A 23,488-nucleotide genomic window follows, 5' to 3' on the forward strand; every position below is an offset into this window, starting at 1 on the left:
CCATGATCTTGGAAGTCCGTGCCTGTCACGTTCCCCAGCCGCCGAGCCGGCAGATCACCACGAACCGGGCGCCGTCCGACTATGCCGAAGCCCTGCTCGTAGGTGTACTTGGCGATCGCCATCAGGCCGCCGATCACCGCGGAGCAGATCATCGAGGCTTCGGCCAAGGCCTTGCAGAGGATGGTACCGAGGAGCGTGTTCAGCCCGGAGAACACGAGACTGCATATGAGGCCGCAGTGGCGTGGCTTGTGCGAGCTCTGACCGTCCAGGTCGAGGCTGTTGACGGGGTCGCCGTATCCGTACTCGTAAGCGTTGGCGCTGCCGTCCTGGACCGGGTCGGTCTGCAGGAAGCGCCGGTCGCCGGGTTGTAGACGCGGGCGCCCATCAGAGTCAGGCCGGTGGGTGTGTCGGAGCTGCGTTCGGCGGTGCCGAGCCAGCCGTAGCGCGCGCTGGAGGCGGTGTTGCCGAACTCGTCGTAGGTGTGGGCGGTCGCGGTGGTGGTGGCGATGTCGAGTTGGACGGCGATGTCACCGTGCAGGTTGGCACACTGCAGGGAGGTGCCGCCGGTGGCGTTCGTCGTGGCGGACAGGCTGCCGGATCCCCACCCCCTGGACACGCCTAAAACACGCCTGAGCGGCAGAGTCCGTGGAGAGCCCGGTACTCGGAGAGGGGTACGCCGGGTTCGGCGAGCGGCACGGAGAAACGGACCGGTGGCAACACCGGCACCGCGCTCCGTGCCGACTCAACAGGCACCCCCCGGCGAGCCAGCCTCACCCGATTTTCGGGCGGAGCCGGACCGCAACGCCGACGCCCGCGAGGGAGAGCGCGGCCAGCGGGAGGAGGACGGCCGTGAAGGCACCCTTCGCCCCGCCGAGGGCGGCGAAGACGGTGCCCGCGGCGGCGACGAGGACGACGCTGGACAGGGCGTCGGAGACCTGGAGGGCGGCGGAGTTGGCGCCGGCCTCGGAGGGCGGCGAGAGCTTGAAGAGGATGACGCTCAGGGAGGAGATGACCAGGCCCGCGCCCAGGCCGCCCACAGCCCACGCGGCGGCCGCACTCCAGGCGGGGGCAGCGTCCAGGAGGGGCAGGGCGGCGCCGGCGATCGCGGCAGCCATGAGGAATGTGCCGAGGACGACCAGGCGCTCACGGTGGGGCTCGAAGCGGGGGCGGCCCTGGATCCAGGAGCCAATGCCGACGCCGCCGCTGGCCAGGGAGAGCCCGGCGAGGGTCGGGGACATGTGCCGCTGCGTGACGAGCATCAGCGGGACGAAGCTCTCCGCGCCCAGGAACGTGCCGGAGGCCACACCGCGCAGCAGCACCACGGACGGCAGTCCGCAGGCCGCGCGGAAGGTGCCGGGGGGCAGCAGTCTCAGCGCGGCCGGAACGACGAGCGCGGCGCCCGCCGCCGCAAAGACCAGCGACAGCGGACGCAGGTCCTGTCCGGCGTACTGGAGCAGCCCGGCGCCGGCGGAGACGGCGAGCGCCAGGCCCAGCCGACGGCGGTCGGGGGCCGCGCGGTCGTCCGGAGGCCGCTGCAGGGACGTGCGGCGCAGCGCGGGCAGGCCGATGAGGAGGGGGAGCACGACGAGCACGGGGATGGCAAGGAAGACCCAGCGCCAGCCGAACTGCTCGGTGACCGTGCCGGCCACGAGCGGGCCGACGATGGAGGGCACCACCCAGGACGCGGCGAAGGCGGCCATCACTGCGGGCCGCAGGCGTTCGGGGTAGGCGAGGCCGACGACGTACAGGGCGACGATGACGAGCCCGCCGCCGATGCCCTGTATGGCGCGGCCCAGCACGAACGGCCACATGGACTGGGCGGTGCCGGAGACGACCAGCCCGGCCGCGAAGGCGCCGATGCCGGTGACCAGCGGAGCCAGCGGGCCGGTGCGGTCGGACCACTGGCCGCTGACGACCATCGCGAAGAGCGAGGTGGTGAAGTACCCGGAGAAGGCGAAGGCGTACAGCGGCAGCCCGTCCAGCTCGCGCGCGGCGACGGGCATGGCCGTGCCGACGGCGGTGGCTTCGAAGGCGATGAGCAGGACGACGGAGACCATCGCGAGGGTCAGCGCGCAGTAGCGGCTGCCCAGAACGGTGTCGGTGCCGGCGTCCTGCGCGGCGAGGAGCATGCCTGCATGGCCGGATACCGGCTCGGTGTCTACGGTGGTCACCACGAAAGGGTAAGGGGTCAACCGGGCCCTTACCCCTGGCAGCCGGGGCCCTCGCAACACCCACTCCGTCCAGCCCTCCGGTGCCCTGGCCAGACCTCCGCCGTGATCTCCCGAGCCGCGTGTTCCACCGTCACGTCCATTCCCGCCCCCTCGTCCGCACAGTTCGGACGATCACGTCAGCAGGCACACTGTAGGCGTCCCGAATCCCCCTGGCTTCGAATGAGTCCATTGACTCCAGGGGAGCCAGTTCGCTACCCCACCCTGAAAACCTCAGTAGCCGATGAGCCGAGCCCGGAGAGGTCTGGCTGCCGTGCGGGTGAACCAGGCCGTAGCATCCGGGGGGAGACTGTCGGTGACTGTGGTGGAGGCGACGAGAAGACGTGCGTCGTTAGGCAGTGTGACCGGCTCGGAACCGAGGTTGGCCATCACTTCGATGTCGCGGTTGGTGAAATGCAGTACGCCATCCGGGGATACCTGCCACAGGAGTTCTCCCGCTCCCAGTTGGTGACGGCGGCGAAGAGCGATCAGGCGCTCATAGAGCGCAAGTGTGGAATCGGTGAGATTGCGTTGCATGGCTACGGCGTAGGTACCGTAGTCGGGGGGCTGGGGCAGCCAGGTGTCCGGGTTGTCGCTGAAGCCGAACGCTGTCTCGTGGTCGGTCCAGGGTAGCGGTACGCGGCAGCCGTCGCGTCCGCGGATGCGGTGCCCGGAGCGTTCCCACACCGGGTCCTGGCGTGCCGAGTCGGGCAGGGCGGTTGCCTCGGGCAGTCCCAGTTCCTCTCCCTGATAGAGGTAGGCGGAGCCGGGAAGGGCGAGCATGAACGTGGTGGCGGCCCTGGCTCGGCGCAGTCCCAGGGCGCGGTCGGGCTGCGGGTCGTCTTCTCCTACACCATGTTCCAACGCGACGGGGCCGTCGTATCCGAACCGGCTGGCGTGACGCATCACGTCGTGGTTGGAGAGCACCCACGTGGTCGGTGCCCCCACTGCGTCGTTGGCGGCCAGTGACTCGTCGACGACTTGACGCAGGCCCTCTGCTTGCCAGGGTGTTTCCAGGAAACGGAAGTTGAAGGCTTGATGCATCTCGTCGGCGCGGATGATGCGGGCGGCCCGGGAGGGCGGCAGCCAGGCTTCTGCGCACAGGATGCGCCGGCCGTCATAGGTGTCCAGCAGTTTCCGCCAGCTCCGGAAGATCTCGTGGATGCCTTCCTGGTCCCACATCGGCGGCATGACTCCGTCGACCGGTTCGATCACACCGTGGGTGGGGCGGGGCCAGTCCGGCAGGCCGGGCGCTTTGACGAGCGCGTCGCACACGTCGACGCGAAAACCGTCGACGCCGCGGTCGAGCCAGAACCTCAGCGTCTCCTCGAAGTCCTCGCGCACGACCGGGTTGTCCCAGTTCCAGTCGGGCTGGCTGGGGTCGAACAGGTGCAGATACCACTGTCCGGGGCTGCCGTCCGGTTCGGTGACCCTGGTCCACGCGGGGCCTTCGAACATGGATGTCCAGTCGTTGGGCGGCAGGGAGCCGTCGCCTCCGCGGCCATCCCGGAAGTGGAACAGGTCCCGTTCCCTGCTGCCGGGCGGGGCGGTCAGTGCGGAGCGGAAGGCCGGGTGCTGCGATGAGCAGTGGTTCGGTACGAGGTCGACGATGACTCGGATGCCCAGGCCGTGGGCGCCTGCCAGTAGGGCGTCGAAGTCGTCGAGGGTTCCGTACCTCGGGTCGACGTCGCGGTAGTCGGCCACGTCGTAGCCGCCGTCGCGCTGCGGTGAGGGGTAGAACGGCGACAGCCAGAGTGCGTCGACGCCGAGGTCGGACAGGTGGTCGAGGCGTGCGGTGATTCCGGGCAGATCGCCCGTGCCGTCGCCGTCGCTGTCGGAGAACGAGCGTGGATAGATCTGGTAGATGACCGCGGTCCGCCACCAGTCGTCGTCTGCTGCGACGCCCTGTACGGAGCGGCCGGATGCCGGCGTGGAGTTGGCTGACGTCATAGCAGCGGGCTCTCCTGGTCGTAGATGTCGGTTCGACGGTCGTCGAGGAGATCGTTGTGCGGGGAAAGGGCCTTGTCGCGGGCAAGGTGAAGGAATAGGTCGACGACAATGTGGTCGTCCGTGTCGCTCACGGCTGCTGTGATCCAGCCGTACTGGTTGATCACAGCGGTGCCTTGTGTCCACTGCTGTCCGCGCTCGGCCCCACCGCGGTCCGCGCACGCGATGAACACGCCATTCGCGCGCGCGGCCGCCTGAGCCTGAATGATCTCTGTGGGCCGTTCCCCGGCCGGGCGGTCCTCGAGAGGCCAGTTGGTCGGCACGGCGATCAGTTCCGCTCCCGCCAAGCCGAGCCGGCGTGGCATCTCCGGAAACTCCATGTCGTAGCAGATGAGCACGCCGATGCGACCGTGAGGTGTACGGACGACCGGCGGCGCCTGGTCACCCGGGGTGAAGAAGAGGATCTCCCGGTCCCACAGATGGGTCTTGCGGTAGACGGCGCGTACTCCGCTTGCGTCCACGACAGCGGCACTGTTGTACAGCCTGTCTCCGGCGATTTCACAGAAGCCCAGGACGACGACGGTGAGTGAGCCCGCCAGAAGCGCTCTCAGTTCGCCGAAGAACGAGTCGTCGGCTCCGATCGCGGTGCTTCGGGCTTCCTCCTCGTCGGCGAAGACATAGCCGGAGGTGGACAGTTCGGGAAGAACGACGATGTCGGCCCCGTCGGACAGAGCGCGCCGGACGGTCTCCCGGACGAGTTCCTGGTTGTGGGCCAGCTCGCCGATGCGTGGTGCCAGTTGCGCGCACACCACACGCGTGATGCCGGTCTGCCCGACCTGAGGGGATGCGGTCACTTCACCGCTCCTTCCGTGAGGCCGCTGATCAGGCGCCGCTGGAGAAAGACGTATGCCAGCAGGACAGGGAGGGCTACGAGAACTGCGGCAGCCGCCGTGACGGCCGGATCGCTGGAACGTGCGGCTCCGGAGAAGAAGGACAGTGCCAGGGGAACGGTCTGCACGCCGGCGTTGTCGGGCACCAGGATGAGGGCGAGCAGGAACTCGTTCCAGGTGAACAGGAACAGCACTGTGCTCAGGGTGGTGAGCGCAGGCCCCGCAATGGGGAGCACCACCAGACGAAGGGTCTGCAGCCTGCTCGTGCCGTCGATACGCGCCGCTTCCAGCAACTCCGGTGGTACCGAAGCGAAGAACGACCGCATCCACAGCACCCCCAGAGGCACCGACAGGGCAATCTGGGGCAGGATCAGCGTCCAGTAGGTGTCGACGAGATGCCAGCCCCTGAGGAGTTCGTACAGGGGCAGCACGGTCACCTCGTAGGGCAGCACCAGCCCGAGGAGCAGCAGACCCAGAATGATGCGGCCGCCCGGCACACGCATAGTGGCGAGCGCGAACCCGGCCAGGCTGGCGAGGCCCACGGTGACGATGACGACGGTGACCGACACCAGCGTGCTCGACAGCAGGGCGGAGCCGAAGCGGCCCTGGGTCCACGCCGTGGAGTAGCTGGCGAAGGACATACCGCCGGTGGACCCCGCGGTGCCGTGCAGAGAGGAGACGACGATCGACGCCAGAGGGAAGACGGCGACAACGGAGGCGAAGACGAGCAGTGCGTGAGTGGCGATGCTCTCGCCGCGGGCGATCCTCATGACTGCACCTTCCTGTCCGGCCTGGCGAACCGACGGCGTCCGCCGGTGCGCTCCCGCAGCGCCCACTGCACGGCGACCACGACGACGAGAATCAGCGCGGTGAGCACGATGGCCAGAGCGGAGGCACGGCCGAGCATGCGGTTTTGGAACGCGTCCTGGTAGACGTACAGGCTCGGTACGGTCGTGGAGGTGCCGGGGCCACCTCGGGTGGTGTTCCAGATGAGGTCGAAATTGCGCAGCGCGAAGGTGATGGTGAGGATCAGCGCGATGGAAATCTGCGGACGCAGGGCCGGCAGCGTGATGGAGAAGAACTCCCGGATGGGTCCCGCGCCGTCCAGACGGGCCGCCTCGTAGGTCGATCGGTCGATGGCGGTGATGCCGCTGAGGAACAGCACCAGGCACAGGCCGTACTCCACCCACGCTCCTACCACGCCGATCGACGGCAGGGCGGTTTCGAAGTCTCCGAGCCAGCTCGTGGCGAGCCGGCCCAGACCCACCGTTCTCAAAACCGCGTTGACCGGGCCGTCCTGGGCAAGGAGGTTTCGCCACGCAACCGCAACGACCACACTGGACAGGATCTGCGGCACGAACAGTACGGCGCGAAAGACCGTCAGTCCGTAGACGCGGATCCGTGACATAGCGCCCGCGAGCACCAGCCCGGCACACACCGGCAGGGCGGCATAGAAGACCAGCAAGAGGAGGGAATGCAGTAGCGCGGTGCGCAGCTGGGGATCGGTGAAGACGGCTGTGTAGTTGTCCCAGCCGACTGGCGTGCCGACCGTCAGGCCGTCGTAGGCGTAAAACGAGTACCAGACGGACACGCCGATCGGGTAGAGGACGAAGACGCCGAAGAACGCCAGGGCTGGTGCCACGTACAGCAGTGAGGTCCAGGACAGTGAGGAGAGATAGCCCCGGACACTGGCGCGCCTGCGCAGCCGGGAGGCAGGGCTGGCACCTGTTGCGGGTGCACGATGGTTCCTGACTGGGACGGCGGTGCTCACAGGGTCGTCCTCGCCTTCTGCCAGGCACTCTGGACCGCCTTCGTGAAGTCGGCGCCGCTTGTGCGGCCAGCCATGACTTCCTGGAGCTTGCCGCCCATCACGGTGAGCATGTCGGTGGCACTCCAGTCGTAGTAGCCCACCTGGGTGCCGGCCTCGATGGTGCGCTTCAGTGCGTCGAGGGTCTGGTTTTGCAGGCTGTTGGCTCCCTTGACTCCGTCGGTGACGACGGGCAGTCGCCCGGTGTTGAGGATCTTCTGGCCGGTCTCTGGTGTGTGCAGGGTGGCAAGGAAGGCGACCGCGGCGGGCGTGAGTTTGCTGGTGGCGGAGATGTGCCACGGTGAGGCGGTAGCGCCGGAGCCACCGGAGGTGAGCGCGCCGAAACCGAACTTCGCGGGGTCGAGGGTTGCGCCGTTCCAGGAGCCGCCGACGAAGAAGGCGCCGGTGCCCTTGGCGAAGCGGGAGATCGCGTCCTCGTTGCTCAGGCCGTCGTAGCCAGAACCGAAGTACCCCTTCCTCGCCCAGTCCGCCATCGTATCGGCTGCTTCTTCATTGCCCTTGGTGACGAAATTCGCGCCTTGTCTGCCGCCGATCCATGCACGGATCGAGGACGGTTCCTGCGTGGTCGCTGCCAGGTCGGAGAAGATATGGGTGGCGGCGTACTGATCGCTGTTGCCCAGCATGATCGGCTGCTTGCCGGCCTTCTTGACGACCGGCAACTCCTTCTCGAGGTCGCTGAGCGACTGCGGCGGCTGGAGGCCGAGGCTCTTGAGCAGCGCCTTGTTGTAGTAGATGCCCTGGACTTCGCTGATCGGGGACATGCCGTACAGGTTGCCGCTGCCGAATGCGGTGCCGGAGCCGTTCCAGCGTGCCGGTGCCAGCGTGCTCGCACCGGTGCCCGAGATCCAGCCGTATGCGGCGGCCACGTCGTCGAGGGGACGTACCAGCTTGGCCTTGACCAGTGCTCCGTCGACGGCGTAGCCGATGTTGCCTTCGAAGAGGTCAGGAGGGTTCGTGCCGGAAGCGGCATTGACCACGGTGGCGATCAGATCGTCAAAGCTCTTGTAGGTGATGTCGACGGTGACGTTGGGATACTTCTTCTCGAAGGCAGGGACCACCGACTTCATCAGCGGTTTCTCCGCCTGGTCGGCCCACATGCGCAAAGTCACGTCACCGAGAGCGGCGACCTGCACGGCCGTCACAGGGTCGGTGACAGCGATCTGACCCACGGCGGGAGAGTTCCCAGCTCCAGGCGGACTGCATCCGGCGCAGGCGGCCACGACGGCCAGCGCGGCGGCCGCGGTCAGGCCGAGCACCCGCTGGGACGAACCTGCTCCTTCACGACGTACATTCTTCATCCGGTGTACCTGTTCTCCGCATAGGTGAGCTCAGCCGGCGTACGTACGCAGGCGAATGGTGGCTGTTGCCTGGTGAGCCGACATGCCCTCGCTGGCGGAGATCACCTCGACGGCCTCGGCGAGCAGCGGCGTGGCCTCGCGAGCGATGCGCTGATACGTGAGCGGCTTCAGGTAGCGGGAGACAGACAGTCCAGCACTGTGCTTTGCTCCACCGGCGGTCGGCAGAGTGTGGTTCGTCCCGGCCATGCCCTTGTCAGAGTAGGCCACCGTGCTCCAGTGACCGAGGAAGATCGAGCCGTAGTTGTGCAGCGCCGCGTGGTACCAGTCGTCATCGGCCGTGTGCACCTCGAGGTGCTCCGGCGCCAGCTCGTCCATGACCGCGACAGCATCCTCCTTGCTGCTCACGAGGATCACCGAGCCGAAGTTCCGCCAAGCCGGTCCGCAGATGTCCCGGGTGGAGAGCGTCGTCAGCTGTCGTTCGACCTCGGCTACGACTTCACGTCCGAGCCGCTCCGAGGTGGTGACCAGCGCCGCCGGAGACGTGGGGCCGTGTTCAGCCTGACCGAGGAGATCTGCCGCCACGGCCTCGGCGTCGGCTGTTTCGTCGGCGATGACGGCGACCTCGGAAGGCCCGGCGAGGAGATCGATCGCGACCGTCCCGAACAGCTGGCGCTTGGCCTCGGCCACATACGCGTTGCCCGCACCGACGATCATGTCCACGGGCGGCTGCCCGAGCAGACCGAAGGCCATGGCAGCCAGTGCCTGCACTCCGCCGATCACGAAGAGATGATCGATACCTGACAGGTGCGCGGCATAGGTGACTGCGTCGTTGGCGCGGCCATCCGGTTGCGGAGGAGTGCACCCGATCACGGTCGGCACCGCCGCCGCCTTCGCCACACCCACCGTCATGAAGGCACTGGCGGTGAGCGGGAAGCGTCCGGCCGGCAGGTAGGCCCCGACGGCGCCGACCGGCACATACCGCTGCCCGACGACCAGTCCGGGGGCAATCTCCTCCTCGAAGTCCGTCAGGTGCGCGCGCTGCAGGTCGGCGAAACGACGGGTGCGCTCCGCGCCGAGCTCGATGGCTTCCCGCAGATCCTTCGGCAGGCGGTCACCGCTGCGGGCCACCTCTGCCGCGCTGAGTGCCACCGCGCCGTCGGACTGGCCGTCGAGGGCCTTGGCGTAGCGGCGGACCGCATCCAAGCCATGCCGTTCGATGTCCGACAGCATGTGGCTGACGGTGTCGATGACCTCCGGGTCACGCTGGGCGGGCGGAGCGTCGACCTCGGGGGCCTTCAGTACGGTCATGCGGTCGGAGAAGGCAGTGGTGAAGCGGGAGCTGAGTTTCATGAGATCGAGCCTGAGGCAGCCTTTGCCCTGGGACAACCCCGATTTATCCTGTCCGGTCCATAGGGTTCCCCTATGGCAGTATGCGTCTATGACCTCTCCGTCTGCACCGGCGATGACGCTGAACCAATTGCGTGCCTTCCTTGCCGCGGCGCGGCTCGGCACCTTCTCCGCCGCCGCCGCGGAGCTGCGTACGACACAGCCCTCCGTGTCAGAACTGATCAAACGGATGGAAGATCACTACCGGGTTCAGCTCTTCACCCGAGGCCCGCGACGGCTCATCCTGACCGCTGCGGGTGAAGAACTTCTGTCCTACGCCCAGCAGGCCACGGAAGCGACCGAGAGCGCCGACCGCGCGCTGCGCTCACTGACCTCTCTCGACGGAGGCGTGGCGACCTTCGGGCTGCTGCGCAACGCGGACTACTACTTCCTCTCCGAACTCCTCGATACCTTTCACGCCCGTCACCCCCGGGTTCGGCTGCGGATCGTCGGACTCAACTCCGTGGAGGTCGCCGAAGGAGTCGCTGCAGGAGATCTGGAAGCCGGACTGGTGGTTCTTCCCATCGACGGCGAAGGCCTCGACATCACCCCTCTCATGCGGGACGAGGTCGTGTATGTCTCCGCGGACCCGGAGCGCACCGCACGGCCGGTGACCATGACCGAACTAGGGCAGGCCAAGCTGATCCTGTACGACGCCCACTACGGATGGCGGGACCCCACCCGGCGCCAGCTGGCCGAACGCGCCCAGATCGAGGGCGTCACCCTCTCCGCGGTCATCGAGGTCGAGCACGTCGAGGCCGCGCTGCATATCGTTGCCCGCGGGGCGGGCGACACCATCGTCTCCCGAGCTGTCGCCGGCAGCCGGACCTTCCCTGAGAACCTCCACACGGTCGGATTCGCCGAACCCCTCTACGACACCATTGCAGTCGTCCGACGCCAGGGATCCGTGCTCTCACCAGCCACTCGGGAGATCACACGCCTGGCCCGCCGAATGCTCCTCGCCCACTGAGTCCCTATCACCGAGCCGTCCAGCAGCACCACCCCGCCACCCTTTCGGGCGATCTTCTTCAGGGCGCGGTCCAGGCGCGGGGCGCGGGCGGTCAGCAGACCCACGACCTCGTGCACCCAGCGGGTCACGGTGGTGCGGTGCACCCCGTTGCCGCCTGCCAGGTCGCCGGGCCGCTGGTCACAGCGCAGCACCGCCAGCACGATGCCGGCGATCCTCCCCGCGGGCAGGGCCCGCCACCTGGAGCCGATCTTCTTGCAGTGGCCGCGTAACAGGTCGGCGAGCCAGTTCAGGGTGGCACTCGACAGCGGCAAGCGGGCGGTGTAGACAAGGCCGTCAGGGCCCTCGACGGGATGGTTGTTTTTCTTCACACAAACTCAACTGCCGTCGGGGGCCCGCCGGTTACGCCCTCTTGTCGCCCCGGTCCGCAGCTGCTACAGGCGTGCGGTGAACTTCCCGTCAGGCCGCTTGTGCGGCCAGCCACGATCGGCGAGCTTGGTCATCTTCGCCCGCAGCGGTTCCAGCTTCCCGCGCACCCCCACCTCAAGCCCCAGCTCCTCACCCACCGCCTTGACCTGCACCGGGCCGCCGACGGCCCGCACGATCGCCAGGATCCGGCGGTAGTCGGCGGGCAGCGCGGCCTCGTCGCCAGTCTCACCGCGGTGCGGGATCAGCAGCACCGCACGCCCCGCCACCTGCGCTTTCACCGGAGCCGCCGCCTCAGCAGCCTCCCTATCGGCCCGGTCCTGTTCGGCCAGGCGGAGCAGGACCCGCTCGGCGATCCCCAGCTCCTCCCGCTCGGCCTCGACCTCCTGAAGCCGCTTGGCCAAATCCTCGGCGAGCGCGTCCAGTTCGCTACGGCGAGCCGTGATCCGCTCCAGATCGGACATTCCACACCCTCCCCACGATCCCCGGCGTACCGACACGGTGACGGATCGTAGGCGGCCCGCTCACGCAGGCGCAGCAGAACCAGAGAACCCTCCCGACCGACCGGTCAGATGAACTTCACCATGGACACCCGCCGCCGACCAGCCCGAGCACCCCCGACCCCGCGCACACCAGCCCGCCCGACCTGCACTTTTCACGATGCACACTGCTCAATGGTGGCACTCCACCCACGCCCGCAGGTGGCGCTCCGGCGAGGGCATCCAAGACCTCATCACCGCCGAGTGGCGCAAGAAGCGCGACAACCTGCGCCGCCGTCCCACCCTCCCCGTCGACATGCTCCGCACCGGTGCGGCCACCCTGCAACAGGCCGTCAGCATGGTGAAGCTCACGACCATGACCGACGAGGCCATCCAAAAGGCCCTGACAGACATCTACGGCACGGAGGCCCCGTCCACACCGGCGTACTGGTACGACAGCCTCCTCGCCCACCCCAGCGCCCCTGTCGTCGGCGTCTCCGTCTACGAAGCGGAGGCCTACTGCGCCTGGCTCAGCGCGGTGACGAACACGACGATCCGTCTGCCCACCGAATACGAATGGGAAGCCGCCGCGTCGGCCGGAGGGCGAGCCTTCCCGTACGGGGACGACTTCAAGGCGCTCGCGTCGAACTCCTTCGAGCTCCATGCGCGCAGCACGCTTCCCGTCGGCGTATTCCCCGAGGGACGGAGTTCCGCCGGCATCGACGATCTGTCCGGCAACGTCTTCGAATGGACAGCGAGCGCCCCGGAGCCCTACCCCTACGACCAGGACGCCCGCCCGTCGGACGCGCCCAGCGATACCCGTGTCTGCCGCGGGGGCTCGTGGCGCCACCGACACAATAGGGCTCGGGCGGCGTACCGGGGGCGAGGACAGTGCTTCGTACGCAATGACGATCTTGGCTTCCGGCTCGCGAGGGGGTAGAGGCAACGAGCGGGACGTCTGCCTCGTTACTTCCAGATGCTGTGGACCGCCTACGACCAGCGGCCCTGGTGGCAGCGCAAGGTGTGAGATCCCGTGCTGGATCGCGGATCCCGCTGCAGGCCCTGAGCCTACCGGCGACCACAGCCTGTACTTCCAGTCCCTCCACCCGCTCTGGTTGCGGCACGGCTTGCGCTGGTACCTCAAGGTCTGCCTGGAGACCGAGCAATCGGAATGCCCAGGTCGCGGCCCTGATCCCACTTGCCTGTGGCCCCGTTGGGGCTCACTGGGCCGGGACCGGCGACGACTACCGTCCCGCCCATGGCGGGACACGCCGGTCGGGCCCAGACCGGAGGTGACAGGTCGTGATGGTGTGGGTGCCGGAAATGGCATCCGCGCAGGTCAGCCCTCACCTGCTCGTGACCTGTGCTGCTCGAAAATACGATTCGTGCTGTGACCTGTGCTGATGTCGTTGGGTCAGGCGGCGTGCTGGTGTTGGTTGATGAGGCCTCCGAGGACGGGTTGTCGTCGAATTCTGTGGGTCTGGAGGGGTCGGTGACGGTGGCCGGGGCGGGCGGTTGGTCGCTGTTCGGGGGTAGCTGCTGCCGGGATTGGTGGGGACGGTGCCCGTTGTAGTGGCGGATGTACTCGGTGAGCACTGCTTGGGCGTGGGCTTCGTTGTAGATCAGCATGCGGTCCAGGATTTCGCGGCGGAGGGTGCCCATGACTCTCTCGCAGATCGCGTTCGCTCTCGGTGCCCGAGGTGGGCTGAGCAGGATCTCCACATCATCGGCTTCGAAGACGGCGTATGAGGACCTGGCCGCAAGCATCGCAATGGTCCGATCGCGGCCCGCCGCCGTAGGCGACCAGGAGCGGTACCACCGACAGATGCGCCGTACGCCTGCGCAGCAGGGGGCATACGTGCGTCATTCGGGCGCCGGCCGCGAGCCGTTCGACGACGTATCCCGGCCGTCGGCCGGCGCAGCCTCGTCCGGCCTTTCCCAGACCAGCCTGAGGCGGAAGTTCCCCTCGCCCGATGTCTTGGCGATGATGGCGCCCGCCTCCGCGCTGATCTTCACGCCCAGCTCCAGTTCGATCGTCTTGGGCAGCACCGGGAGCCTGGTGAGCCGCCCCACCAGTGACTCCGCCGTGGCGCGGACGTGGTCGAAGCTTTCGTCCAGCGTATGGACGGCCGTCGCCACGACGTCACCGGGGCGCGCCGCCCGAACGATGCCGGAGCTGGAGGGGTCCGTCTCCAGCAACACCTCGATGCCGTCGCCATTCACGGAGGCGTCGAGCGGAACGCGAATGAGCTGGGTGTCCTGGGGCATACATCCCTCTCTCGTGGTCGGGTGACTGACGGGGCATCCCTACGGGTGTGGACACAAAGGCTTGCGGTAGGCCGCAGGAGGCAGCTTCTGTACGGCGGCGGGCGGCAGCGTCTCGTCGCCCAGGATCTGGCAGAACCGCTCCATCCAGCGTCGGGCCCGGTCGGCCGGTACGGGTGCGGCGGAACCAGCGGCGGGCACGGGGATCTTGCCGACCGGGTCGCCGCCGGCCGGGGTTATGAAGCCGTTCATGCTCTGCCCGTCGGTGAGGAACACGGTGGGGTGGCTGTCCGCACCGAGCAGTGTGAGGTCCCGCCAGGGAGTGGACACCTGGACGATGCCGGGCTTCGCCGAGCCCCGACCGCCGAGTGGGATGTCTCCGATGGCCTGGTAGGCCACGGTGCGCGAGCCCCGCGCGGCGACGGCGACACCGGTGACGGTCTGATCGTCGGGCAGGTGCCGCTGGGCCAGCCGTCTGCCGCCGGGCAGCGCGTACGTGGTGACGGTGGTGTGCGTGTGGAACCCCTGCGTGTGAGTGGTGGCCGTGGTCAGGACGGCTCCGTCCGGGCTGATGTCGTAAGGGGCTGCGCCGTCCAGTCCGTCCAGTGTGAACAGCGTCCGGCCCGCCGAGGGCGGCTTGTTCAGATCCCACGAGCGCACCGACATGACCAGCGAACCGGACATGCCCTTCGTGAGGTCCTGGCCGACGACGACGAGGCCCTGTCCGTCCGAGGTGAAGGAGAGCCGGCTGACCTGTGTGTCAGGGCCCGGAAGCATCTTCTCGATCTTGCCGCTGGGCACGTCCCACACGATGAGGCGGCCGCCCAACCCCATGACTCCCGTCAGTGCCACCATCCGCTTGCCCGTGGGGTCGAAGGCGAACTGCGCGTACTGGGTCGGGATACGGGTCCCGGGCGGTACGGGGAAGCTCGGCAGTGAGGGCCCGCCCGATGGCATGGTCGGCCAAGGATCACCCTGGTAGGGGCGTTCCAGCAGGCGCACGACCCGCCCGGCCCGTACGTCGTACAGTTCCACGGTCGGCCCCCTTGGGTCTGGCGGGCCGGTGGGTGTGGACGTCAGGGAGAGGGGTCCCGCCACCATCGCGATCAGTGATCCGTCGGGGCTGACGGCCATGGTGTCGGCCCGTTTGCCGATGGCCTCCCTCTCGACGGTGTTCCCGATGCCTGTCCACACGGTCGGCTTGCCGTCGGCCGTCCACGAGGCGACCACCCGGCCGTCGGCGCTCACCGCCGGCCGGCCGTTCGCCGTGATCGACGTCCCCGACGGTGTGTATAACGGCACCAGAAGATCGGCGGAACCGAATCGCCGGTACATCTCGCCGAGCAGCGCACGCGTGTCGGGGTTGTCCTGGGTGCGGTAGGCGCGCAGGGCGAGCAGCAGCGCGGTGTACCGGTCGACGTGGTCCGTGTTGGACTCCAGATCCCGCGACTGCTGTGCCAGGACGCCCGCGGCCACGGCCGCAGACTGCCGTGCCGTGTGCGCCTCCGCCCCGTATCGCCACGCCCAGGTGCCCACACCCGCCGTCAGCATCATGACCACGGCGACCCCGGCAGCGATGATCCGGCGATGGCGGGCACCGGAGATGCTCGCGGTGATGAAGTCGATCTCCGCGGAGCCGAGTTCGTCGGCTCGGGCCCGCCACCAGTTTCGGGCGTCCCGCAGGTCGGCGCCGCGCAGCAGGCGCGTGCCGGTACGCTCCTCCCCCTGCCACAGCCCTACCCGGCGTCGCAGGTCCTCCTGCCAGCGGCGGAACCCCTGGTCCGCCGCGGCGAACTCGGCCAGTCGTGCCCAGCGGGACAACAGCGCCTCGTGCGCCAGTTCCACGGTCTCCACGGGCTGCGCACCGCCCGTACGCAGCTCCTCACCCGGAACGAGAAGACGCGTGGTGAGCAGGCGTTGGGCGATCCGCCACTGAGCCGGGGGCAGTTCGGTACGGGCGACCACTCGCCGGGTCGGGGAGGTGCGGGCGCCTCCGGGAAGGACGAGCTGGACCAGCAGGGCGCGCGCCTTGCGCCGCTCCTCCTCGTTGAGTGCCGTCCACACCTGCTCGGCGTGGTTCGCCAGGGCCGCGCCGACCCCGCCCAGTGACTGGTAGTGGGCGTGGCCGATGACGCCGTGTTCCTTGCGTTCCCAGAGTTTGGTGAGGGTGAACTCCAGCAGCGGCAGTCTGCTGGGGTCCGGGCCCAGGTCGGTGAGGAGCCGGTTGACCAGTCCCTTCTCGTAGCGCACACCGACGCCGCTGAGCGGCTGTTCGACGGCGGCGCGCACTTCGTCGTCGCGCATCGGTCCCAGCATGAACAGCCGGCTGTCGTCGAGCAGCGGTGCCAGTGCCGGGTGGTTGAGGGCGGGGGCGAGGAAGTCGGCGCGCAGGGCGATGACGGTCTGCAGGCCGGCTCCGGGATCCAGGCAATGGCCCAGTGCGGCGGCGAACGCGTCGAGATCCGTGTCCTGCTGTCCGTTGACCGCGCGGACCAGCGCTTCCTCGAACTGGTCGGCGATGACCAGGAGCTTGCTCTTGCCCTGCTGTTGCAGGATCCGCTCCACCACGCCCGGCATCCGGCCGTCGCGCAGCAGTTGTGTCAGCTGGGGCACCTGGGCCATGCGGGCGGTCTCGCCCAACCGCGGTTCGAATGACGGGAGAAGGGCCACCGCGAGCGCCTCGAGCGGGGCCTTGCCGGGCCGGAACCGCACGATCAGGAGGTCCTCGCGGGCCCGGAGGCGGGGTAGTACACCGGCGTTCAGCAGTGAGGACTTGCCGCACCCGGAGGCGCCCACCAGCGTGACCCCCGTGGCGACATCCAGCCGGTCCACGATCCGGCCGGCGGGCTCGTCCCGCCCGTGGAACAGCTCCGCGTCACCCTCCTGGAAGGGGCGCAAGTCCCGGAAGGGGCACGGTCCCTGTGCCGCCTCGCGCAGGGGCGGCCAACACTCGTGAAGCCTCTCGGTGGGGATCAGGTACGCGGCGCGCCGGCCGGGCCGCTCGTCGGCGGTGACGACCATCCCGACCACACCGCCGAGGGCCAGGTCCCAGACCGGGGCCCCGGAGAATCCGCGTCCGACCTCGTACTGGCTGGCCGGGTCCGTGTCGTATTGGAGCCACCCGGTTGCCTGCCGACCCTGCAGCACGCCGACGCTCCAGACACCGGCGTCGTAGTCCGCCGGGAAGCCGAAAGTGCGCACCTGGCGGCCTGGTGCGGCTCCGCCCTCGACCAGCGATGCCGCCACCGCGCCGGACGGGGGGGCGGTGAGCAGCCGGAGGACCGCGATGTCCCCGGACTCGTCCGGCTGTGTGGGCGTCCACTGCTCGACCCGGGCCTTGAGAACCCTGCCGCGTGCCACCAGCGGGAAGTCGAGCCTGACAGGGGCGTCCGGAGGCTCCACGGTGTCCTCGGGTAACCTCAGGGCGGCGGCGACCACGTGGGCGCATGTCAGCACATCACGTTCCGCCGTCAGAAATCCGGAACCGACCGGCTGGCCCTGCGCATCGAGGATCCGGACCACCGCCGCGTCCCTGGGCACCGCACTGTCCGCCTCCACCGGCACTCCCGCCTCTGCCTCACCGCAGACAACTCTTTTTGAATCTACACGAGTTCAGAAGTGGACGGATGGGGCTGGAGCGCTGCTCCACCCTGTCTTCACAGCTCTGAGGTTCCTCAAGAACGAGCCCGGCGCCGCGGATTTCTCCTACGGCGAGATGCAGACGCTCCGCCTGGACACACGACATCCCGTACCGCTTCAGAATGGCTTCACAGCCTGTGAGTTGCGGCTTTTCGGGACGGTCAGCTGGCTCGGTGGTACTCATTGATCAGTCCGGCGACGGCTTGGCGGCGTTGGATCCGGGCTGGTGGCAGGGGGATGACGTTGGCATCGTCCAGCGGTGCGAGTTGGCCCCGGCTTGATGCGGGCGATGCCGGTTGAAGTGGCGCGCGTAGTCCTTGAGGACCTTCTCGGCGTGGCCGCGGTCGAAGATCAGGAGCCGGTCGGTGCACTCCTCGCGGGCTGATCGTACGAACCGCTCGGCGTGGGGATTGCAGTTGGGGGAGCGCGGAGGGATTTTGGTGATGTTGATGCCCTTGCTGGCGAAGACGGCGTTGAAGGCGGCCGTGAACTTCGCGTCCGCGGATCAGGTGAGTGAAGTCTGCCGCGTGGGCGCCTAGTTGCCAGAGCAGCTGGCGGGCTTGCTGGGTGGTCCAGGCGGCGGTGGGGTGGGCGGTGACGCCCAGGATGTGGACGGTGCGGGTGCGGACCTCCATGACGAACAGTGCGTACAGCCGCCAGCCCGACCGTGTCGACGTGCAAGTAGTCGGTGGCGAGCAGGCCGTGGGCCTGGGCCTTGAGGAAGGTGGTCCACTCACCGCGCACCGGATGTCGGCGCGGGGTCGGCCCGAGGCCGGCGGCGCGCAGGATGCGGCGGGCGGCGGCCGGGCTGACCTTGTGCCCGAGGCGGCGGAGTTCGCCGTGAACGCGTCAAAAGCCCCATCGTGGGTTCTCGGCGCCGAGCCGGATGATCAGGTCGCGCAGCTCTTCGGGTATCGGTGGGCGTCCCGGTGGGGCGAGTTTTGTCCACTTGTTCTTGATCAGACGTTGGTGCCAGGCCAGGAGGGTGCGCCGGGAGACGAGCCGATGCCGGCGTAGTGCCCGCGGGAGAGTCGGGCGAAGGCGGTGAGCAGTGCCCGGTCGGGCCAGGTGGGTTTGGGAGCCGCGACCTGCTGACGCAGTACCGCGATCTCATGTCGCAAGATCAGTATCTCCGCCTCCTTCGCCGCGGAGGATCGGGAGAGCAGGACCAGCCACGCGAAGATCCGCGTGGCGATCAGGTAGAGCATTCGTACGAGCACAACGTCCGATGGTGCCCGATCGGCCCGCGGAGCGTCGTCCCAGGTCACAGGCTGTGCAGCCATTCTGAAGCGGTACGGGTTTTCGGCACCCGCAAGGCCAGGCGCAGCAGCACGACAGATCATGATGCCGTCCGCGTCTGTGCGCGTGAAGACACCGGAGTTGTCGGTGAGCGCGGCCTGAGGAATCAGTCGATCAAGGCCACCACCTGGGTGGATGATTAATCGGCACCCGCACCCTCGGCCCTTGCGACTTCCGTACTGGCCCATACGAATGATTCACCGGCGCCACAGGGTGAATGATGGCACTGTGTGCCCCGGGTCGACGGCCGGCAGCCGCTCGCGACCATACGTTGACTCGTGTGTCGCTGAGCTACGCCTTTGTGAACCTTAAGCCCGGGGTGGGAAAGACGACCAGCGCAGTCTGGTTGGCCCACGCACTTCACGAGTGGGGTATCCCACCACTACTGGTCGACAGCGACCCCGCTTCCTCCGCGCTGCGCTGGAGCGAATTGGCAGGTGGCTTCCCGTTTCCTGTGGTCGCTCTTCCGGTGGGCGATGTGCACCGGCGCGTGAACGACTTCCTGGGCGACCGGCAGGCCGTCGTATTCGACGCTCCGCAGCTGGAGGACCATGCGCATATCGCCCGCAGCATCATGAGGTACGCAAGCGAATGGATCGTGCCGGTGACGCCGGCTCCCATCGAGCTGGATCGTATGGCGCCCATCGGTGGGGAGATGGGCGACGTACAGTCCTTGCGCGCCCAGCCGGCCCACGCCGCCGTTCTGCTGAACCGAACGAATCGTGCCGACGCCACGCGTACCGGTCCCGATGCCGACGCCCGCGAAGCCCTCACCGAGCGGGGGTTCGACGTGTTGTCCACGCACATTCCGCGGCTCGACTTGTACGCCCAGTCATTCGGAAGTCCGGTGGAGGTCAAAGGCTCGGCGTACGTGGACCTCGCAGACGAACTCATCAAGCGACAGGACAAGGCATGAATCAGCGGAAGGACACCTACCGAGCCGCATTGCAGCGCGGACCGGAAGCCGTCGTACCGCGTCCCGTCAAAGTCACTCAGCTGCACACCCGATACGTGCGGGTGACCATCGAGCTCGACTCCGGCTTGCCGCGTGACCTCGTGCAATGGGCAGGGTCAACGGTTTCCGTGATGGTGCGGGCCGGCGCCGCTGCCCTGCGACCCACGAGAAGCGCCCCGTAAGCCGGGCGACGCAGTCGTGCGTGCACCGGCCTCCGTTCGCCCACTGGCTTGACTGCGCCGGGTGATCTGGCTGGATGGCGGAGGCCCGCAAACAGGCGCCCGCTGGATGCCGGTTCTCATGGGGAGGCAGCGAGGGCACCCGGCGGATCTTGGAGCTTGAGCCGCCCCTGCGCGAGTACGAGCGTATCGTCAGCGATCAACTCGCCCCTCGGACACAGACGGTATCCCCCCACCTGTGGGGTCGAGCTGAGCCTCGGCCCGCACGAGCTGTTGTGCGGGTTGTTGTCAGACTCGGCGGCTGCAGGACGCGAGGCGGTCGGCGAGCGCGGCGACGAGGTCGCGCAGTTCATCCGGGCGCTCGATGACGAACGGCCGGTCAAGTGCGGCGAGCACCGGCGGCAACCAGTCGAGCCGCTCCGCCCGTACCTCGACGCGCAGCCAGCGCTCGCCTGCCCCGTCCTGGTCCCCCGCAGTCTCGTGCTCCTCAACGCTCGCGACGCCGGCGGGAAGGCGGGCGCGGATCTGTTCGACCGTCCCGTGGATCCGCAAGGTCACCTCGTGACGGTACCCAGCCGTGGCGAACGCCGACAGCACGCGCTGTGCCGGACCGGGACCCATGGGCGCTTCGAAAGAGCCGGGCAGGGTCCTCGGGTCCGCGATGCGATCGAGCCGGAAGGTCCGGTCCTCGCCGACCTCGGCGTCCTTGCCCGTGACGTACCAGCGGCCCGAGTGGGCGACGATCCCGTACGCGTGGAGCGTGCGTTCGCTGCGCCGTCCGTCGCGGTCGGAGTAGCGGATCGAGACCGGTCGGCGGTGGCGCACCGCATCGGCGATGGTGAGCAGGACGCCGGCGTCCGGGGTGTCGAACTCGCCGGGCTGATCCGTGAAGGCGAGAGCCTCCAGGAGTGCGTCGAGTCGACGGGCGATGTGCTTGGGCAGCACCCGCCGGATCTTCGCCGATGCCGTCTCGTTCGCCGTGCGCTCCGTCGTCGTCAACCCGGCTCGGCGGCCGGCGACCAGGCCGAGCAGCACGGCCAGCGCCTCGTCGTCGCTGAGCATGAGCGGAGGCAGGCGGTACCCGGGGGCGAGCCGGTAGCCGCCGTAGCGGCCGCGCACCGACTCCACGGGCACGTCCAGCTCGATCAGCTGGTCCACGTACCGCCGCACGGTGCGCCCTTCGACGCCGAGCCGGTCCGCGAGTTCGGCCACGGTCCGGGTACCGCCCGACTGCAGCAGCTCCAGGAGGGTCAGCACGCGGCCGGTGGGGCGAGACATGTTCACAACCTTACGCGAATACCGGACCGATTCTGTCCACTATTCCTCCTAGTCTGCGAAGTGCACGCCTCCACCAGACCCAAGGAGATCCCATGGACTTCGTCTCGATCCGCATCATCACCGGCGACGTAGCGCGCCTCGTCGAGTTCTACGAGCGAGCCACAGGGGCGCGAGCGACGTGGGCCACCGAAGACTTCGCCGAACTCAGCACCGCGGGCGCGACCCTCGCGATCGCCGGCACCCGCACGGTCCCGCTGTTCGCCCCGGGCTCTGCCCGCCCGGCGGACAACCACAGCGTGATCACGGAGTTCCTCGTCGACGACGTGGACCGCGTGCACCAGAACCTGACCGGCTTCGTCACCGACTTCGTCAACGAGCCCACCACGATGCCCTGGGGCAACCGGTCGCTGCTGTTCCGTGACCCCGACGGCAACCTCATCAACTTCTTCACCCCGGTCACCCCGGCTGCCATCGAGAAGTTCGCACGTTGACGCCCTCGCAGCAGTTCGCCACGCCATCCGGGATTTGCGTCTTTCTGCAAGAAAGTTGCAGTACCTTGCGTGGTTCATTCCTTGCTTCGTCGGAATCTAGCGGAGTGGATGGGTGCTCTGTACGGTCGGACGGCCCCCGCACCCCGGCAGGCGCACGCGGCGGTGGGTGCGGCGACGCCGTTCTCGGTCTACGAGGCCGAGGCGGGGACGCCTGCCGGGGGTGCGGCCGTCAGGTCGCTGACCTCGGCGCCGACGACACCGTACTCGAGCGCCGCCCTGGAGGCTTCGGGCCATTCCTATGCCCACCTCGACGGCACGGGCCAGTCGGTGCAGTGGACGAACACCACCGGACAGCCGATCTCCTTCATCAACGTCCGCGCCAGCATCCCGGATTCCGCGTCCGGCGGCGGTGTCACCGGAACGCTGAACCTGTACGTCAACGGGGTGTTCCGGCAGGAGCTGAACCTCAACTCGCGTCAGAGCTGGGTGTACGAGGGCAACGGCAACTACAACACGAGCGACAACCAGAACCCGGCCGACGGTGACCCGAGGGTCTTCTGGGACGAGTCGCACACGTTCCTCACCGGGTCGCCGATACCGGTGGGCGCCACGTTCTCGCTGCGGAAGGACTCCGGCAACCACGCGTCCTTCTACGACGTGGACTCCGTCGACGTGGAGAACCCGCCGGCACCGCTGACTCAGCCGGCGAACTCGGTCTCGATCACGAGTTGCGGTGCGGTGGCGGACAACAGCCCGACCAACGGCGCGGCCGACAGCCAGTCGGTCGACAGCCGGGCCGCCATCCAGAACTGCATCGACCAGGCCCAGCAGCAGGGCAAGATCCTTTGGATCCCCCAGGGCACCTTCTACGTGAAGGGCACCGCGGGGCTGAACGCACAGGGGATCACCATCGCGGGCGCGGGCCTGTGGTACAGCACGATCTACCGTGACGTCCCGGTTCCCAACAGCACGCCGCTGGCGGCACTGTTCGACCTGACCTCCTGCACCGTGCGGAACTTCCACGTCGACGCCAACGCCGTCAGCCGGAGCACCGTCGGCGGGGACGGTGGCGCGATGGACACCACCGGCACCGACTGGCTGGCGGACGGCATCTGACCCAGCACACCATGTCGGGCTTCTGGGCCTCCGGCACGGGCGGGACGGTGCGGAACAGCCGGCTGACGTCGATCTGGGCGGACGGGATCAACGTCAACAACGTGTCGCTGGGTGCGGACACCGGGAACGACCTGACGGTCACCGACAACTTCGTCCGCGGCACCGGGGACGACGCGATCGCCGTCAACTCGGTGAACTACAACACCAACAGCGACGGTTCCAAGACGTACTACAACCCGATGAGAAAGGTCACCGTCAGCGACAACACCTCGATCGCGCCGTGGGGCGGCAAGGGTGTCGCGATCTACGGAGGCAGCGGCCACCACACCACCGGGACCAACCTCGCCGCCGGCAGGCCCACCGGCGAGTCCAGCCACACCGACGTATACCCGTCGTGGAACGTGACGGACGGCAACCAGGGCTCCTACTGGGAAAGCGCCGACAACACGTTTCCGCAGTGGGTCCAGGTCGACCTGGGCTCGGCCCGGAGTGCCTCCCGCGTGGTCCTGCAGCTGCCCGCCACCTGGGGCACCCGCACCCAGACCCTGGCCCTCGGCGGCAGCACCGACGGCACCACCTTCACCACCCTGAAGTCCTCGGCCGCCTACACCTTCGACCCGGGCACCAGGAACACCGTCACGCTCACCTTCCCCGCCACCACCCAGCGCTGCTTCCGCGCCACCATCACCGCCAACAGCGGCTGGCCCGCGGGCCAGGTGTCCGAGTTCCAGGTCTGGAACTCCTGACGCCCCCCCCGCAAGCGCCGCCGGACAGTCCGTCCGGCGGCGCCGGTGGCATGCCCATCAGGGAGTCACGCCGGATCTTGCAGGCGGAATTT

The 23,488-nt window shown here is 68.3% G+C and carries 20 protein-coding genes and 2 pseudogenes; 5 read left to right on the top strand and 17 right to left on the bottom strand.

The window, feature by feature from the left end:
• The 9 genes from ACZ7OO_RS22655 to hisD all read right to left on the bottom strand — a co-directional run.
• Positions 1–215 (bottom strand): hypothetical protein (locus ACZ7OO_RS22655; RefSeq protein WP_471506969.1); only part of this gene is annotated, 215 nt, incomplete at its 3' end.
• On the bottom strand, positions 200–616 hold the full coding sequence (locus tag ACZ7OO_RS22660) for an RHS repeat-associated core domain-containing protein (RefSeq protein WP_471506971.1): 417 nt from the start codon (positions 614–616) through the stop codon (positions 200–202). The genes ACZ7OO_RS22655 and ACZ7OO_RS22660, both read right to left, overlap by 16 nt.
• A 154-nt stretch (positions 617–770) precedes the next feature.
• Positions 771–2,129, bottom strand: a complete 1,359-nt coding sequence (locus tag ACZ7OO_RS22665; protein ID WP_471507397.1) for an MFS transporter — start codon at positions 2,127–2,129, stop codon at positions 771–773.
• 312 nt (positions 2,130–2,441) lie between these two features.
• Positions 2,442–4,157: a glycoside hydrolase family 13 protein gene (locus ACZ7OO_RS22670; protein WP_471506973.1), complete on the bottom strand. Its 1,716-nt coding sequence runs from the start codon at positions 4,155–4,157 to the stop codon at positions 2,442–2,444.
• Positions 4,154–5,008 carry a nitrilase-related carbon-nitrogen hydrolase gene (locus ACZ7OO_RS22675; RefSeq protein WP_471506975.1) on the bottom strand — a complete coding sequence of 285 codons (855 nt, stop codon included), beginning with the start codon at positions 5,006–5,008 and terminating at the stop codon, positions 4,154–4,156. Before ACZ7OO_RS22675 ends, ACZ7OO_RS22670 begins: the two co-directional genes overlap by 4 nt.
• Entirely contained in the window at positions 5,005–5,814 is an 810-nt protein-coding gene (locus ACZ7OO_RS22680) for a carbohydrate ABC transporter permease (protein WP_471506977.1), read from the bottom strand. Before ACZ7OO_RS22680 ends, ACZ7OO_RS22675 begins: the two co-directional genes overlap by 4 nt.
• Positions 5,811–6,815, bottom strand: coding sequence for a carbohydrate ABC transporter permease (locus tag ACZ7OO_RS22685; RefSeq protein WP_471506979.1), 1,005 nt, complete (start codon positions 6,813–6,815; stop codon positions 5,811–5,813). The genes ACZ7OO_RS22680 and ACZ7OO_RS22685 overlap by 4 nt, the downstream gene beginning before the upstream one ends.
• Positions 6,812–8,041 (bottom strand): ABC transporter substrate-binding protein, encoded by a 1,230-nt coding sequence (locus ACZ7OO_RS22690; protein ID WP_471506981.1) that lies wholly within the window; start codon positions 8,039–8,041, stop codon positions 6,812–6,814. The genes ACZ7OO_RS22685 and ACZ7OO_RS22690 overlap by 4 nt, the downstream gene beginning before the upstream one ends.
• A 159-nt stretch (positions 8,042–8,200) precedes the next feature.
• Positions 8,201–9,682, bottom strand: coding sequence for a histidinol dehydrogenase (gene hisD, locus ACZ7OO_RS22695; RefSeq protein ID WP_471506983.1), 1,482 nt, complete (start codon positions 9,680–9,682; stop codon positions 8,201–8,203).
• On the opposite strand from hisD, the gene ACZ7OO_RS22700 reads away from it, so the two are divergent.
• Entirely contained in the window at positions 9,648–10,526 is an 879-nt protein-coding gene (locus ACZ7OO_RS22700) for a LysR family transcriptional regulator (RefSeq protein WP_471506985.1), read from the top strand. The genes hisD and ACZ7OO_RS22700 overlap by 35 nt on opposite strands.
• Here ACZ7OO_RS22700 and ACZ7OO_RS22705 read toward each other — a convergent pair.
• Together ACZ7OO_RS22705 and ACZ7OO_RS22710 are read right to left on the bottom strand one after the other, a co-directional pair.
• Positions 10,523–10,894 (bottom strand): annotated as a pseudogene (locus ACZ7OO_RS22705) (helix-turn-helix domain-containing protein); the annotation flags it as partial. The gene ACZ7OO_RS22700 and the pseudogene ACZ7OO_RS22705 sit on opposite strands and share 4 nt — an antisense overlap.
• Positions 10,895–10,957: 63 nt before the next feature.
• The gene (locus tag ACZ7OO_RS22710; protein ID WP_471506987.1) at positions 10,958–11,413 is read right to left on the bottom strand and encodes a hypothetical protein; all 456 of its coding nucleotides are present in this window, start codon (positions 11,411–11,413) and stop codon (positions 10,958–10,960) included.
• 196 nt (positions 11,414–11,609) lie between these two features.
• Between ACZ7OO_RS22710 and ACZ7OO_RS22715 the strand changes: the two genes are divergently transcribed.
• Complete coding sequence (locus tag ACZ7OO_RS22715) at positions 11,610–12,368, top strand: formylglycine-generating enzyme family protein (protein WP_471506989.1); 759 nt, start codon at positions 11,610–11,612, stop codon at positions 12,366–12,368.
• 200 nt (positions 12,369–12,568) lie between these two features.
• Here the strand turns inward: ACZ7OO_RS22715 and ACZ7OO_RS22720 are convergent, their stop codons facing one another.
• The 5 genes from ACZ7OO_RS22720 to ACZ7OO_RS22740 all read right to left on the bottom strand — a co-directional run bounded on the left by ACZ7OO_RS22720 (position 12,569) and on the right by ACZ7OO_RS22740 (position 18,552).
• The gene (locus ACZ7OO_RS22720) at positions 12,569–13,195 is read right to left on the bottom strand and encodes an integrase core domain-containing protein (protein WP_471506991.1); all 627 of its coding nucleotides are present in this window, start codon (positions 13,193–13,195) and stop codon (positions 12,569–12,571) included.
• Between the two features lie 96 nt (positions 13,196–13,291).
• Complete coding sequence (locus tag ACZ7OO_RS22725) at positions 13,292–13,696, bottom strand: CU044_2847 family protein (protein WP_471506993.1); 405 nt, start codon at positions 13,694–13,696, stop codon at positions 13,292–13,294.
• A 39-nt stretch (positions 13,697–13,735) separates the two neighbouring features.
• On the bottom strand, positions 13,736–17,251 hold the full coding sequence (locus ACZ7OO_RS22730) for an nSTAND1 domain-containing NTPase (RefSeq protein WP_471506995.1): 3,516 nt from the start codon (positions 17,249–17,251) through the stop codon (positions 13,736–13,738).
• A gap of 268 nt (positions 17,252–17,519) precedes the next feature.
• A complete protein-coding gene (locus ACZ7OO_RS22735) occupies positions 17,520–17,783 on the bottom strand; it encodes an integrase core domain-containing protein (protein ID WP_471507399.1) in 264 nt (87 codons plus the stop codon).
• Between the two features lie 508 nt (positions 17,784–18,291).
• Positions 18,292–18,552: a hypothetical protein gene (locus ACZ7OO_RS22740; RefSeq protein WP_471506997.1), complete on the bottom strand. Its 261-nt coding sequence runs from the start codon at positions 18,550–18,552 to the stop codon at positions 18,292–18,294.
• Between the two features lie 359 nt (positions 18,553–18,911).
• Between ACZ7OO_RS22740 and ACZ7OO_RS22745 the strand changes: the two genes are divergently transcribed.
• Positions 18,912–19,547 (top strand): nucleotide-binding protein, encoded by a 636-nt coding sequence (locus tag ACZ7OO_RS22745; protein ID WP_471506999.1) that lies wholly within the window; start codon positions 18,912–18,914, stop codon positions 19,545–19,547.
• Positions 19,548–20,053: 506 nt separating this feature from the next.
• On the opposite strand, the gene ACZ7OO_RS22750 is transcribed toward ACZ7OO_RS22745, so the two are convergent.
• Positions 20,054–21,043 carry a helix-turn-helix transcriptional regulator gene (locus ACZ7OO_RS22750; RefSeq protein WP_471507001.1) on the bottom strand — a complete coding sequence of 330 codons (990 nt, stop codon included), beginning with the start codon at positions 21,041–21,043 and terminating at the stop codon, positions 20,054–20,056.
• A gap of 92 nt (positions 21,044–21,135) precedes the next feature.
• Here ACZ7OO_RS22750 and ACZ7OO_RS22755 point away from each other — a divergent pair, with 92 nt between their 5' ends.
• Positions 21,136–21,534, top strand: a complete 399-nt coding sequence (locus tag ACZ7OO_RS22755) for a VOC family protein (protein ID WP_471507003.1) — start codon at positions 21,136–21,138, stop codon at positions 21,532–21,534.
• A gap of 108 nt (positions 21,535–21,642) precedes the next feature.
• Positions 21,643–23,396 (top strand): annotated as a pseudogene (locus ACZ7OO_RS22760) (galactose-binding domain-containing protein).
• Positions 23,397–23,488: the final 92 nt, after the last annotated feature.

It is taken from the genome of Streptomyces sp. NPDC111744 (genome assembly GCF_055634995.1).

Excerpts from the sequence above, each read along its gene's own strand:
- ACZ7OO_RS22715 (WP_471506989.1), top strand. The coding sequence starts at position 11,610 with ATGCACACTGCTCAATGGTGGCACTCCACCCACGCCCGCAGGTGGCGC.
- ACZ7OO_RS22720 (WP_471506991.1), bottom strand. The coding sequence starts at position 13,195 with ATGCTTGCGGCCAGGTCCTCATACGCCGTCTTCGAAGCCGATGATGTG.
- ACZ7OO_RS22665 (WP_471507397.1), bottom strand. The coding sequence starts at position 2,129 with ATGCTCCTCGCCGCGCAGGACGCCGGCACCGACACCGTTCTGGGCAGC.
- ACZ7OO_RS22670 (WP_471506973.1), bottom strand. The coding sequence starts at position 4,157 with ATGACGTCAGCCAACTCCACGCCGGCATCCGGCCGCTCCGTACAGGGC.
- ACZ7OO_RS22680 (WP_471506977.1), bottom strand. The coding sequence starts at position 5,814 with ATGAGGATCGCCCGCGGCGAGAGCATCGCCACTCACGCACTGCTCGTC.
- ACZ7OO_RS22755 (WP_471507003.1), top strand. The coding sequence starts at position 21,136 with ATGGACTTCGTCTCGATCCGCATCATCACCGGCGACGTAGCGCGCCTC.
- ACZ7OO_RS22750 (WP_471507001.1), bottom strand. The coding sequence starts at position 21,043 with ATGTCTCGCCCCACCGGCCGCGTGCTGACCCTCCTGGAGCTGCTGCAG.
- ACZ7OO_RS22710 (WP_471506987.1), bottom strand. The coding sequence starts at position 11,413 with ATGTCCGATCTGGAGCGGATCACGGCTCGCCGTAGCGAACTGGACGCG.
- ACZ7OO_RS22725 (WP_471506993.1), bottom strand. The coding sequence starts at position 13,696 with ATGCCCCAGGACACCCAGCTCATTCGCGTTCCGCTCGACGCCTCCGTG.